At 63.1% G+C, this 13,382-nt stretch carries 13 protein-coding genes; 9 read left to right on the forward strand and 4 right to left on the reverse strand.

From position 1 onward, the window contains the following. Nucleotides 1–129 precede the first annotated feature (129 nt). Complete coding sequence (locus NHAM_RS11655) at nt 130–1,380, forward strand: class I SAM-dependent methyltransferase (protein ID WP_011510756.1); 1,251 nt, start codon at nt 130–132, stop codon at nt 1,378–1,380. A gap of 105 nt (nt 1,381–1,485) precedes the next feature. Here the strand turns inward: NHAM_RS11655 and NHAM_RS11660 are convergent, their stop codons facing one another. Continuing rightward, nucleotides 1,486–1,740 (reverse strand): hypothetical protein, encoded by a 255-nt coding sequence (locus NHAM_RS11660; protein ID WP_041358028.1) that lies wholly within the window; start codon nt 1,738–1,740, stop codon nt 1,486–1,488. A 342-nt stretch (nt 1,741–2,082) separates the two neighbouring features. Between NHAM_RS11660 and NHAM_RS11665 the strand changes: the two genes are divergently transcribed. The 5 genes from NHAM_RS11665 to purF all read left to right on the forward strand — a co-directional run bounded on the left by NHAM_RS11665 (nt 2,083) and on the right by purF (nt 8,731). Continuing rightward, entirely contained in the window at nt 2,083–3,573 is a 1,491-nt protein-coding gene (locus tag NHAM_RS11665; RefSeq protein WP_011510758.1) for a replicative DNA helicase, read from the forward strand. Between the two features lie 81 nt (nt 3,574–3,654). Further along, a complete protein-coding gene (gene alr / locus NHAM_RS11670) occupies nt 3,655–4,851 on the forward strand; it encodes an alanine racemase (protein WP_011510759.1) in 1,197 nt (398 codons plus the stop codon). A gap of 29 nt (nt 4,852–4,880) precedes the next feature. Next, nucleotides 4,881–6,329, forward strand: a complete 1,449-nt coding sequence (gene radA, locus NHAM_RS11675) for a DNA repair protein RadA (protein ID WP_011510760.1) — start codon at nt 4,881–4,883, stop codon at nt 6,327–6,329. Nucleotides 6,330–6,498: 169 nt separating this feature from the next. Beyond that, nucleotides 6,499–7,134 (forward strand): CvpA family protein, encoded by a 636-nt coding sequence (locus NHAM_RS11680; RefSeq protein ID WP_041358954.1) that lies wholly within the window; start codon nt 6,499–6,501, stop codon nt 7,132–7,134. A gap of 82 nt (nt 7,135–7,216) precedes the next feature. Then, nucleotides 7,217–8,731: an amidophosphoribosyltransferase gene (gene purF, locus NHAM_RS11685; protein WP_011510762.1), complete on the forward strand. Its 1,515-nt coding sequence runs from the start codon at nt 7,217–7,219 to the stop codon at nt 8,729–8,731. A 42-nt stretch (nt 8,732–8,773) separates the two neighbouring features. On the opposite strand, the gene NHAM_RS11690 is transcribed toward purF, so the two are convergent. Next, on the reverse strand, nt 8,774–9,262 hold the full coding sequence (locus NHAM_RS11690) for a GNAT family N-acetyltransferase (RefSeq protein ID WP_041358955.1): 489 nt from the start codon (nt 9,260–9,262) through the stop codon (nt 8,774–8,776). Nucleotides 9,263–9,504: 242 nt separating this feature from the next. Further along, entirely contained in the window at nt 9,505–9,891 is a 387-nt protein-coding gene (locus NHAM_RS11695) for a hypothetical protein (RefSeq protein ID WP_245269874.1), read from the reverse strand. Nucleotides 9,892–10,602: 711 nt separating this feature from the next. Here NHAM_RS11695 and NHAM_RS11700 point away from each other — a divergent pair. The 3 genes from NHAM_RS11700 (at nt 10,603) to NHAM_RS11710 (ending at nt 12,919) form a co-directional block, all read left to right on the forward strand. Further along, complete coding sequence (locus NHAM_RS11700; protein ID WP_011510765.1) at nt 10,603–10,905, forward strand: hypothetical protein; 303 nt, start codon at nt 10,603–10,605, stop codon at nt 10,903–10,905. A gap of 286 nt (nt 10,906–11,191) precedes the next feature. Continuing rightward, nucleotides 11,192–12,259 carry a PrsW family glutamic-type intramembrane protease gene (locus tag NHAM_RS11705; protein WP_011510766.1) on the forward strand — a complete coding sequence of 356 codons (1,068 nt, stop codon included), beginning with the start codon at nt 11,192–11,194 and terminating at the stop codon, nt 12,257–12,259. Between the two features lie 78 nt (nt 12,260–12,337). Further along, on the forward strand, nt 12,338–12,919 hold the full coding sequence (locus NHAM_RS11710) for an HdeD family acid-resistance protein (RefSeq protein ID WP_011510767.1): 582 nt from the start codon (nt 12,338–12,340) through the stop codon (nt 12,917–12,919). A 128-nt stretch (nt 12,920–13,047) separates the two neighbouring features. Here NHAM_RS11710 and NHAM_RS11715 read toward each other — a convergent pair whose 3' ends face one another. After that, nucleotides 13,048–13,314: a hypothetical protein gene (locus tag NHAM_RS11715; protein WP_011510768.1), complete on the reverse strand. Its 267-nt coding sequence runs from the start codon at nt 13,312–13,314 to the stop codon at nt 13,048–13,050. Nucleotides 13,315–13,382: the final 68 nt, after the last annotated feature.

Consider the following 13,382-nt stretch of genomic DNA (forward strand, 5'->3'; position numbering starts at 1 on the left):
TGCAACCAATGCACTGGAACGGCGTTTCTCCAGCATTATCATCTCGCATCGGACAGTTCCGGACTTACCTGAAGTACGGCGGACGGTAGCAGGAATCTGCCTAAACGCGATTGTACATGGTGGTTTTCGATGGACCGTTTGTTGCGGTTTTTTCTGGACCGGTTTGTTCGGCGCGGCTCGATCACATTTGTGACTGCGAGCGGATCGACCTTCACCTGCGGCGACGGCACAGGAAAGGCGGTGCGGGTGCGGCTGACCACGAAAGAAGCCGAACGCCAGCTTCTGCTGGATCCTGAAATGTCGTTCGGCGAGGCCTACACCGACGGTACAATGCTGGTCGAACAGGGATCGATCGCCGACGTCCTGTCGATCATCCTCGACCAACCCGACATCATGCCGCGCTGGGCAAAGCTGCAATGGTGGCTCCGCTATCTCGTTCGCAACATCCAGCAATTCAATCCTCGCGGGCGTTCCAGAAACAACGTCGCGCGCCATTACGACCTCGACGGTCGCCTCTACTCGCTGTTTCTCGATGCCGACAAACAATACAGTTGCGCATATTTCGAAACTCCGGACACGACGCTGGACGATGCCCAGCTCGCAAAGAAGCGGCATGTCACCGCCAAGCTTCTGGTCGAGCCCGGCCAAACCGTCCTCGATATCGGCTCTGGCTGGGGCGGCCTCGGCCTGTATCTTGCCGAAATGACCGGCGCCGACATTACCGGCGTCACGCTATCGACCGAACAGCTTCAGGTATCGAACGCCCGCGCCGGCGAAAAAAACCTGACGCAGTCGGCGAAGTTCCTGCTCCAGGATTATCGCGACATTCCCGGACCGTTCGACCGCATCGTGTCGGTCGGCATGTTCGAGCATGTCGGCGTCGATCACTACGATACCTTTTTCAAACACTGCGCCGAACTGCTCGACGCCGACGGCGTGATGCTGCTGCATTCGATCGGCCGTTCCGAGGGTCCGGGCATCACCAACCCCTGGATCGCGAAGTACATCTTCCCGGGCGGATACATTCCCGCGCTGTCGGAAGTCTTGCCTGCGATCGAGCGCGCCGGACTTTTGGTCTGCGACATCGAAATCCTGCGTCTGCACTACGCGGAGACGCTGAAGGCATGGCGCGAGCGCTTCATGGCGCGACGCGAGGAGGCCGTGCGGCTTTACGACGAGCGATTCGCACGAATGTGGCAGTTTTATCTGGCGTCGTCGGAAATGTCGTTCCGCAAGCAGAACCTGATGAATATCCAGATCCAGCTCACCAAGCGCCAGGGCATCGTGCCGATGACACGCGACTATATCCCGCGCGGCGAAGCCAGGCTGCGCGGCATCGAGCGAAAACAGCGTCCGCGGCTTCAGATCGCCGGCGAGTGAGTTGATTCGGGTCGAGAGAACTTCGGCAGGCTATAGCGTTTTCGAACGAAGTATGTCCTCGGGCTTGACCCGAGGATGGCTGCCGGTTCGCGTCAAGAAAACGCGCTAAAACAAGAAACTGGAGCCCGGCTTTGATTCCATCGAAGCCGGAAAATCTCTGAGGTGCGATCCATAGAGGCCGAGGGGACAGTGCGGATGCGGGAGATGAGCCGCGAGATGAGCCTTGGCGGCCGTCAGGTCCCCCGGATCACATGGCACGGCGCGCACCTCGGGATCAGACAGTCTTTCGAGCGTCTCCACCAGCATCGACAGCCATGCGGATTCGCCGTTTTCGTAACGCCACTGCCGGGACTGGGCCATTCTGCGAGTTTCCCGTGCTGGATTCACGCATGATCAATCGGGCATCCGCGGTTTTGTTCCGGATTGAATGAGACAATTGCCCGCGAGAGCGATTATCCTCATGGGACGACGCGCGACCTCGTCGCCTGTCGGCCAAGCCGCGCCGACGCCTCATGACCGGCAAGGTTTTTCTGGCCGCAGGCCTTTGAGCGCCGGTCGCCGTCAAGTTCGATGCACTTTCGACTCAAGTTTCATCCAAGGTCATGTGGGAATCGGGCATAAGGGGTGTGGCATGCTTTCGTCGTCCGAAGTGGCGCTTTATGCGTGCCCCATATCCGAAAAATCCGTCAACATCCGAGAGCCATGGCTGATTCGAACATCCTGAAGCTTGCGCCTGACGCGGCAACGCCAGCCTACCGCACCGCGCCGCACAACATCGAAGCGGAGCGGGGTGTTCTCGGCGCCATTCTGGTCAACAACGACGCGTTTTACAGGGTTTCGGATTTCCTCGAACCGAAGCACTTCTTCGAGCCGATCCATCGGACCATCTTCGAGACCGCGGGCAGCCTGATTCGCGCCGGCAAGATCGCGACGCCCGTCACGGTCAAGACCTTCGTCCCCGCCGAGACCGACATCGGCGGAATGACCGTAAGCCAGTACCTCGCCCGTCTGGCGGCGGAAGCCACCACGATCATCAACGCACTCCATTATGGGCGCACCATCTATGAGCAGGCACTGCGCCGCGACCTGATTCACATCGGCGAGGATATGGTCAACGTCGCCTACGACGCGCCGGTCGATTTCGCGCCGCGGGCGCAGATCGAGGACGCCGAGCGTCGACTCTACGAACTGGCCGAATCAGGCCGCTATGAAGGCGGCTTCCAGAAATTCTCGCAGGCGATGAAGATCGCGCTCGACATGGCGGCCAACGCCTACCGCCGCGATGGGAAGCTGTCCGGCATCGCCACGGGACTGCGCGATCTCGACTCGAAAATGGGCGGATTGCAGCAGTCCGACCTGATCATCGTCGCCGGCAGGCCGGGCATGGGCAAGACCGCGCTCGCGACCAACATCGCCTACAACATCGCCAAGGCCCATCAGTCGGAGCTTCAGCCCGATGGCACGATGAAGACCGTCAATGGCGGCATCGTGGGCTTCTTCTCCTGCGAAATGTCGGCGGAGCAACTGGCGACGCGTATTCTCGCCGAGCAGACCTGCATCCCCTCCAGCAATATCCGGCGCGGCGGCATCACCGAAAGCGATTTCGAGAAGATCCGCGATCACACCATCGAGCTGGAGCACCTGCCGCTCTTCGTCGATGAAACCGGCGGCCTCTCGATTTCACAACTAACGGCGCGCGCCCGCCGCCTGAAGCGCCAGAGAGGGCTGGACGTACTGGTCATCGACTACATCCAGCTTCTGCTGGGCAGCGGCAAGCGCTCCGACAACCGGGTGCAGGAAGTCACCGAAATCACCACCAGCCTGAAAGCGCTGGCGAAGGAGCTGAATGTTCCGATCGTCGCGCTGTCGCAACTGTCCCGTCAGGTCGAAAACCGCGACGACAAACGCCCGCAGCTCTCAGACCTTCGCGAATCCGGTTCGATCGAACAGGATGCCGATGTCGTGATGTTTGTATTCCGCGAGGAATACTACCTCCAGAACAAGGAGCCGCGGCCGGGTACGCCGGAATACGAGAAGTGGCAACTCGACATGTCGCTGGTGCACGGCAAGGCCGAAGTCATCATCGGCAAGCAGCGCCATGGGCCGACCGGCACCGTCGAACTGCAATTCGAGGGACAATTCACCCGCTTCAGCGACCTCGCGCACGACGGTCACCTGCCCGACCGTATCTAGCAACCAAATTCGAAGTTCGCCTCGCTGCGCCCTCACCGCTCGCGCGGTTGAACCGCCGTGCGGCCGAGCGTACCATGCGGCATGAATCTGCTCCCCGATTCCAAGACGACGTCCAGCGGCATCCTGTTGCCAGAAACCGGTGCCGATGCGGCTTTTACGGCGGCTGCGGCAATCGGCACCCTCACCGTCGATCTCGATGCCATCGTTGCCAACTGGCGCAAGCTCGAAAAGACCGCCGTGCCCGCCGAATGCGCCGGCGTGGTCAAGGCCGATGCCTACGGCTGCGGGGCCCGGCCCGTGGTGCGCGCACTGAGCGCAGCCGGATGCAGGACGTTTTTCGTTGCCACGCTCGACGAGGCGCGCGTCGCCCGCGCGGCCGCCCCCTCCGCCGATATCTATGTGCTGGACGGCATCTTCCAGAATTGCGCTGACGCCTTCGCCGCGATCAATTGCCGGCCCGTGATCGGCGATCTCAACGAGCTCGCGGAATGGGACGTGTTCTGCCGCCGCACCGGCTGGGCGGGCGGCGCAGCCATCCACATCGACACCGGCATGAACCGCCTCGGCTTCACCCTCGACGAGGCGCAAGCCATCCTTCCAAGGATCGACGCCGGCGATCACGGCATCACGCTGGTGATGAGTCACCTCGCCTGCGCCGAAACCCTCAATCACCCGCTCAATGCCAGACAGGTCGCGGCTTTCCGCGAGATCGCCAGGCTGTTTTCCGGCGTTCCGGCCTCGCTGGCGAACTCGTCCGGCATTTTCCTCGGGCCGCAATATCAGTTCGACCTGGTGCGTCCGGGCGTCGCGCTCTATGGCGTCAACCCCACGCCGGAAGCCGACAACCCGATGCAGCCGGTGGTCGAGTTGAAAGCGCGGATCGTGCAGACCCGAACGATCGACAAGGGCGAAAGCGTCGGCTACGGCGCGACCTGGACGGCGCGGCGGACGACCCGGCTTGCCATCGTCGCGACCGGATACGCCGACGGCTATTTCCGCGCCGGCGGCAGCAATGACGGTACCCGCGGCGCCGATGTCGTTGTGGCCGGAACGCGATGCCCGGTGGCGGGCCGCATTTCCATGGACCTGTTGGCGATCGACATCACCGATCTGCCGCCCAATGCGGGGGTACGGCGCGGCCATCTGGCGACGCTGATCGGCGACGGCATCACCGTGGACGAACTTGCGCACCATTTCGGCACCATCGGTTACGAAGTGCTGACCAGCCTCGGCGGCCGCTACAGGCGCATCTACAAGGGCGCGACAGCCGAGTCGTGAACCCCTTCTGCCGAACGTGATCGCTGAAAATGGCCAAATCCGCCCTCTCCTTCGTCTGCCAGAACTGCGGCGCGGCGTATAACCGCTGGCAGGGCAAGTGCGAGTCCTGCGGCGAATGGAATACACTGGCCGAGGAGGACACGGGTGCGACGACGATGCCGGCCAGCATCCGCTCCAGGCGCAAGGGCCGACCGTTCGCACTGGAAACGCTGACGGGCAAGACGCAGGATGCGCCGCGCCTCTCCTCCGGCATGACTGAGCTCGATCGCGTCACCGGCGGTGGTTTTGTGCGCGGCTCGGTGCTTCTGGTCGGCGGCGATCCCGGCATCGGCAAATCGACACTGCTCACGCAAGCAACCAGCCTGCTCGCCCGCGCCGGCCATCGCGCGGTCTATATCTCCGGTGAGGAAGCGGTCGCGCAGGTGCGGTTGCGCGCCGAACGCCTCGGGCTTGCCGATGCGCCGGTGCAACTGGCGGCCCAAACCTCGGTCGAGGATATCGTCGCCACCTTGTCCGAGGGGACGGTGCCGCGGCTGGTGGTGATCGACTCGATCCAGACCATGTGGACCGACACCGTGGAATCCGCGCCGGGAACCGTGACGCAGGTGCGCGCCTCGGCGCAGGCGCTGATTCGCTTCGCCAAGAAGTCCGGGGCGGCGCTGATCTTGGTCGGTCACGTCACCAAGGACGGCCAGATCGCCGGCCCCCGCGTGGTCGAGCACATGGTCGACGCCGTGCTGTCGTTCGAAGGCGAAGGCTCGCAGCAGTTCCGCATTCTGCGCGCGGTGAAGAACCGCTTCGGTCCCACCGACGAGATCGGCGTCTTCGAGATGACCGGGCTCGGCCTGCGCGAAGTCTCCAATCCATCCGAACTGTTCCTGTCGGAACGCGATCTCGGCAGCCCGGGTACAGCAGTTTTCGCGGGCATCGAGGGCACCCGGCCGGTGCTGGTGGAGTTGCAGGCGCTGGTGGCCCCGACCGCGCTCGGCACGCCGCGGCGCGCCGTTGTCGGCTGGGATTCGAACCGGCTGTCCATGGTGCTGGCGGTTCTCGAAGCCCATTGCGGGGTCAAGCTGTCGGGGTACGACGTTTATTTCAATGTCGCGGGCGGCCTGCGCATCAACGAGCCGGCTGCCGATCTTGCCGCCGCGGCGGCGCTGGTGTCCTCGCTGACAAATGCCCAACTGCCCACCGACGCGGTCTATTTCGGCGAGATTTCGCTGTCCGGCGCGGTCAGGCCGGTGGCGCAGACCTCGGCGCGGCTGAAAGAAGCCGCCAAGCTCGGATTCGGACGCGCCGTGCTGCCGGAATCAGCCCGTGGCGACATCGGCGGCGATGCCGGCCTGTCGCTCAATACCGTCGCCGGATTGACTACGCTGGTGGCGGATATCGCCGCGCGCGGACAAGGCCGATCCGGCAAGGCCGCCGATGCGGAGAAAAATGCCACACCGGCCCGATTCCGTCGTCGGGACGGTTAAAGCGGCGTGACCTCCGCGCCGGCCGCCGCTATACATTCGGCGCGGCCGCAAAGTCGACGATATGCTGCGCGAAAGGTCCTTGCGGAACGTGTCATATGACCGTCAGCTGGACCGGCGGCGAAACGCCGATTCGCGGTTTCTGGGATTTACGAGCGGACCTGACCAGCCGATGCCGATAACCATCCTCGACCTCGTTCTGCTCGCCGTGATGCTGATTTCGGGCCTGCTCGCGATGATCCGCGGCTTCATGCGCGAAGTTCTGTCGATCGCCTCATGGGGCATAGCCGCACTGGCCACGCTCTACTCGTTCCAGAAGCTTCTGCCGTTCGCCAAGACCTATATCAACAGCGAAACCCTCGCCGCTGCGGCCGTGATCGGCGGCGTATTCATCGGCACGCTGATCGTGATTTCGATCCTCACGACGCGCATTTCCGACATGGTGCTCGATTCCCGGATCGGCGCGCTCGACCGCACCCTGGGTTTCCTGTTCGGGCTGGCGCGGGGCCTGTTGATCGTCGTCGTTGCCTTCCTGTTCTTCACCTGGCTGGTTCCGGACAAGCAACGGCCGGACTGGGTCACGGGTGCGAAGTCGCTCACGGTGCTCAATTCCACCGGCGCCTGGTTGCAGTCGCTCTTGCCGGACGATCCTGAAAACACCATCTTAAACAAACTCAAGAAGAATAAGCCCGACGAGGAGCAATCGGACACGGAACCTGCGTCCCCTGGCTCCGACGGCTATTCCAAACCTGCCCGAGACAGCCTGAAAAAGCTGATCGACGGCAAACCGGAAGGCGCAGCGAAATGAGGCGAACTTCCGGGTCGAAGCACGAGTGGGGGGCGACTTGACGTTCGCAACTTGCCTGGGTCCGGCCGAAAAGCGAGGCGCTATGGACTGTCCGCAGAGCCCTTCCAGCGACACGCCCGAGTCGGAACCCGACCCGGATTTCGGTCTCGACGGCGACACGCTTCGCGAGGAATGCGGCGTGTTCGGCATCTTCGGTCATCCCGACGCCGCCGCCATCACCGCGCTCGGCCTTCACGCTCTCCAGCATCGCGGCCAGGAAGCTGCCGGCATCGTGACCTTCGACGGCCACCGCTTCCACTCCGAACGCCGCCTCGGCCTCGTCGGCGACACCTTCTCCCGCCGCGAGGTGATCGAACGTCTCCCCGGCAGAGCGGCCATCGGCCACACCCGCTACTCCACCACCGGGGGCACCATCCTTCGCAACGTGCAGCCGCTGTTCGCCGAACTCAATGCCGGCGGCTTCGCCGTCGCCCACAACGGCAACCTCACCAACGGGCTGACGTTGCGCCGCGAACTGGTGCGCAACGGCGCCTTGATGCAATCGACCACCGACACCGAGGCGATCCTGCATCTGGTTGCGCAGTCCAGGCGCGGCCGTTTCATCGAGCGCTATATCGAGGCGCTCCGGGCCCTCGAGGGCGCCTACGCACTGGTATCGCTGACCAACAAGAAGCTGGTCGGCGCGCGCGATCCGCGCGGCATTCGCCCCCTCGTTCTTGGCGAACTCGACGGCTGCCCGATTCTCGCGTCGGAAACCTGCGCGCTCGACATCATCGGCGCGAAGTACGTCCGCGACATTGAACCCGGCGAAGTCATCGTGTTCAATCGCAAGGACGAGGCCATCCAGACCGAAATCCACAAGCCCTTTCCGCCGATGCCGCCGCGGCCCTGCATCTTCGAATACATCTATTTCTCCCGGCCGGATTCGATCGTCGGCGGCCGCTCGGTCTACGAAGTCCGCAAGGCGTTCGGCGCGCAACTGGCCCGCGAGAGTCACGCCGAGGTCGATGTCGTGGTACCGGTGCCTGATTCCGGCGTGCCTGCCGCCCTCGGCTACAGCCAGTTTTCCGGCGTGCCGTACGAACTCGGGATCATCAGAAACCACTATGTCGGCCGCACCTTCATCCAGCCGGCCCAAAGCGTCCGCGAACTCGGCGTGCGCATGAAGCATTCGGCCAACCGCGCCGCGATTGCGGGCAAACGCATCGTCCTGATCGACGACTCGCTGGTACGCGGCACCACCTCGAAGAAGATCGTGCGCATGATGCGCGACGCCGGCGCCACGGAGGTGCACTTCCGCCTCGCCTCGCCGCCGATCATCCATCCCGATTACTACGGCATCGACCTGCCGGACCGCAGCGGGCTATTGGCCGCGACCCATAGCCTGGAGCAGATGCGCGACATCATCGGCGCGGATTCACTGGCCTTCCTCTCGATCGACGGCATGTACCGCGCCATGGGCGAGCCCGGACGCGACGCCGCGAACCCGAAATATTCCGACCACTGCTTCACCGGCGCCTATCCGACCACCCTTACCGACCATACCGACGTCGAACCGCAGCCGCATCAGTTGTCGCTGCTCGCGGAAGCGAGCTGACCGAACCGCGCCGGAAAGCGGTCGAAGGCCGGGACTAGCCGGTCAGAGCTGCCGGATCATGAAAGCCGCCGCGTTGCTGTAGCCGCGCAGCTTCCGTGCGAGCGGAGCGTCGATGATCTCGTCGAACGTAATCTTGCGGAAGCCGTGTCGCATCCAGAAATCCACGGAGTCATTGACTGCCACCAGCGAAACGGTCGCGAGCTTTTCCTTGCTCGCTCGCGCCCGCACCAGCGCGACCGCCAGCGCCGCCGTGCCGCTGCCGCGCAATTCGGGCAGCAATGCAATGTCGTGGATGTAGTAAGTTTCCGGATCGCCGGGCAACATGCCGAGCCGTGAATTCAACGCCGGAGGATCCATGGCCCGCCACGGATGGCTGACGACATAGCCGCCAATAGTCTCACCCGCGTGGAAGACGAGGCAGCCGGCCGCATAGAGCCGGAGCCGCTCGGCGAACACCTCCGCATCCTCGGGAAAAGCTGGATGGGCTTTCTCCGCGATTGCCAGTACCGGCGGCAGGTCGGCGGTCGACATCGCCCGCCATCGTCCTTTGGCTTCGCGAGAAAACTCGGCCATAAGGCCCTGAGACTCCATTCCTTTCCTAATCATAGAGCCTTTGCTTCTGATGGAATCAGAAGCAAAGGCTCTATGATTTTGATTTGACGCATTTTCTTGACGCGAACCGGTACCCGTCCTCGGGTCAAGCCCGAGGACATGCTTCGCTCGAAAACGCTCTAATGGTCGGCGGGCGGCGTGCGTGAAGATGTAGCCCGCGTCTATTGCCGCATCGCGTCCGCCATATTGGACGCGGGCTGAGGTGTCGGACCTGAAACGGCTGAGGGCTCGTTCCGTTTCTTTCGGATCTGCCATAGAATTATCAGGACCGGCAGAAAAAGGGCGAGAAGAAGTCCGAAGACCACGATCCCGTAAAGGATCGCCTTCAGCGCCGACCAGACTACCAGCACCAAGTGCATAAGCGTCTTCAGGATGAGGAGCACTTCCACGTACACCATCGCCGGGTATCCCAGCGCGTACATCACCATTCCTGCCAGTATCGACAGGGCCACTGCCGGCGCCAACACCGCCGCCAGCCTGAGGCTCATTATGGAAAAAATCTGCTCCTTGATATCCGCCAGCATCGCCTGCGCCTCCAGCTGCTCCATTGGCCGGAATCGTATCGTCGAGAGACTCGCCACACAAGGGGTCCGGGCCGGTGATCGGCGGCGCGGCAGCCGAATGATCTCATCTTCTGCGTCGAGGCCGAATTTACACCGGCGCATGATCGCTCCCGGGGCCCGCCGATGCGCCACCATAGACGCGCGAACGGCAGTACATCGCTTCCACGGCTCCAGCAGCAGATAGCAGGCGCCGACCGGAAGCAGCAAAAAGGGTCGCTCATCGCCTGGAATGATAAGGAAAGTTGAGCCCCTCCCGCAAAAAGCCGCGCTCTTCACCGGAGTGAACAGCGCGGCGAGTCCTGGGGAACAAGGCCGGACCGAAGTCCGGCTCTTACCGGCATTCGCCGGTTACGGACGGCCTGTGAGGCCGAATTTCGGTCGTAATATATGCACATATATATCGCAATACCAGAAGTTAGCATAGCCGATTTTGCACGATTAGGGACATCCCGAGCCAACCGCCGAGCAGCCTGAGAGCATATGGCGTCGCGCCGGGCTCGATTATCGGAGGCGAACCCGAGACCTGCGCCGCACGGTTAACCTTCAATTAACCAGAATCCGGCGACGCTTTCTCTCTCGGCCTGAAGCCTCGTTCCTCCGCTGCTGCGCCGGTGTCAGTGGATGAGCGGCGTTCCGGCTCTCTCGTTCTTTATCGCGGCTCAAAAGCAGCCGCCGCAGGGGTGAGGAGGTATTTCGATGGCGGACAGCGACAGCACCATCGCCTGGCACCGTGCCCGGCTGAAAAAGCATCGCGACGTCCTGCGCGACATGGAGGTTCGCCGTTTCCGTTTCGGCGAGACGGCGGAGCCGCAAGCGCGCGCCGAGAAGCAACGGGTGGTGGCCGATCTGCGGCGCAAGATCACCGCCTCCGAGCGCGTCATCGGCGCTTACGAGAAGCGCACCCGGCGTCCGCTGACGACGGACGTCCGCAGCCTCGCCAGCGTTCATTGGGGCAACTGGAACAGCGCACCCTGCAACGGGGAGCCGGCGGGAGACTGACCGGCCAGCGGCACGACCTGCTGATTCTGAGACGGCTCGCCAGAGTCTGATTCAACTGCGTTGCATCAGACTCTGGTCTTATCCTTTTGATTGAGCATGATCTTATCCGAAAACCGGTTTCCACTTTTCAGGATCATGCGCTTACGGCGAGGTGTTTGGAACAGCGCTGTGAAGGACCTGCTCTGGTCGGTACCGCGGCAAGCCTGACGAAACGGCGTATCCGCAGCGGCGACATTTGTTACGAAATTACGTATAACTAATTGATAACTACCAGTTTTCCGCCGATATGCATCTGCTCGAAACTTTCCCGACCGTCATCGGCGCCGCGGCCATCGCGCCTGCGCTGCTGCTGCTTTGGCTAGTGATCGCTGCGAACGAACGGCCAGGACCACCTGCGATGGTCTGGGCGGCATTCGTGCTCGGCGCCGTCAGCATATCGCTGCTCGGATTTGCCCGCGCGCCGTTCGCGCCGATGCTGAACGTGCCGGAGCCGCCGTGGCTTGCGTTGATGTTGCAGTCGGTTTTCGGCATCGCCGCGCCCGAGGAACTGGTGAAGATCGCCGCCATCGCCGCGGTCACCGCAATGCGCCGCAAGTCCTCCGACCCCATGGATGCCGTGGTGTACGGCGCCGCCGCCGGGCTCGGCTTCGCGGCTTATGAAAACCTCGCCTACCTGGTGCAGCATGCCGACATCTGGCGTTCGCTCGCGGTGCTGCGCAGCGTGCTCACCGTTCCTTTCCATGGCGCGCTGGGCGTTATCGCCGGCGCCTACATCGCGATCGCGCGTTCGGGCACCGCGCTCGGCGCGCACCGCCATGCCCGTGACTGGGCGCGCATCCGCAATCGCGTGGCGATCTTCGCCGTTCCCATCGCGCTCCATGCGAGTTTCGACGCGCCTCTGCTCGCGCTGCAACAGCATCCAGATCTGAACGGGTCCAGCGCCTTCCTGCTGGAAGCGGCCGCCATGCTGGTCGGATTCGGCGCCATCCTGTTCGCGGCCTATCTGGTTCGCCGTGTCGGTGCACACCACGCCCCTCGCAGCGAGACCTCGCGCGAGCGCCTCCGCAACCTGCGCGGCATGTGGGCGCTGCTGCTCGCCGGCGGCGGCGCGAGTTTCCTCGGCGCGGCCTTCATTCTGTCCTCGATCGATCGCTGGATCACCGATGCCGACAAACACATCGCGACCTATCTCGTCCCGGTCGGAATTGTCGCGATCGTGATCGGGATCTGGCTCCTGGTGATGACGTCAGCCGTCTACGTGCTCGGGCGCAACCGCCTGCAAATGACCGGGACGAGCCCCGTCTTCGATCCCGATCAGGACGGTCCCCCCACGGGTTCCGAAAAACGACATTAGTCCTGCCACTTTTGGCGGCGTCGCGCGTTAGGCTCCTGCGAGCGAGACCCGCAGTTCACGCTTTATGGAGCCCGGCCAATGACAACCCCTTCACAAGATCTCGACCGCCTTCAGTTGAAAGTGAGCACCGAAGTCCGCAAGCATTGGAAGGCTTTCCTGTTCGAAGGTATCGTGCTGGTCATCCTCGGTCTTGCCGCGATGATCGTGCCGCCGCTGGCAAGCTTTGCCGTCACGATCTTCCTCGGCTGGCTGTTTCTCGTCGGCGGCGGCGCCGGGCTCATCGGCACCTTCTGGGCGCGCCAGACGCCCGGCTTCTGGTGGTCGCTGCTCTCGGCCGCGCTCGCGCTGATCCTCGGCATCGTGCTGCTGATGCGGCCGGCCCAAGCCACGCTGACGCTGACCATCGTGGTCAGCGCCTACTTCCTCGCCGAGGGCGTCGTCAGCATCATGTACGCTCTGGAGCACCGCCGCGAGCTCACTCAGCGGTGGGGCTGGATGCTGACAGCGGGATTCATGGACATCATCATCGCCGGCATCATCGTCGCCGGGCTGCCGGGATCGGCGGTCTGGGCCATCGGCCTTCTGGTCGGCATCAACCTGCTGTTTGGCGGCACCGCCTTGATCGTGATGGCGCTGGCGGCGCGCAACAACGCAGATTAGAGAGTTTTCGAGCAAAGCATGTCCCCGGGCCTGACCCGGGGATGAATTCCGGTTCGCATGAAGAAACGCGTCAAATCAAAATCATGGAGCCCCCGCTTCTGATTCCGTCAGAAGCGGAATGGCTCTGGTCAGCAGCCCCGGCAGATGCTCTTGATCTTGCGGTCGAGAGCGGCATCCGCCGGATCAATCTGATCCGGATTCCCGGCCTTGGTGCTTTCCGCTGGAACGTCGCTCAGGCGCGGCTGGCGGTGACCGACCGGCGCTTCGGTGATGTAAGGCGAGGATTTGGCAGCACCCGGATCGTATGATCCGCCTGTCGTTGTTTTATGCTGCGCCAGCGCCGCGGGCACGCCGATCAAAGCCATAGAAACCGCGATCGCAATGGTCTTGCTCATTTCGCTGCTCCAACTCCGCAAATGGTATTGTCGAGAACGTTCCGGAATCTGCAACGTTCCGCGATTGC

Origin of the sequence: Nitrobacter hamburgensis X14 (assembly GCF_000013885.1) — a bacterium.
GTDB classification, from domain to species: domain Bacteria; phylum Pseudomonadota; class Alphaproteobacteria; order Rhizobiales; family Xanthobacteraceae; genus Nitrobacter; species Nitrobacter hamburgensis.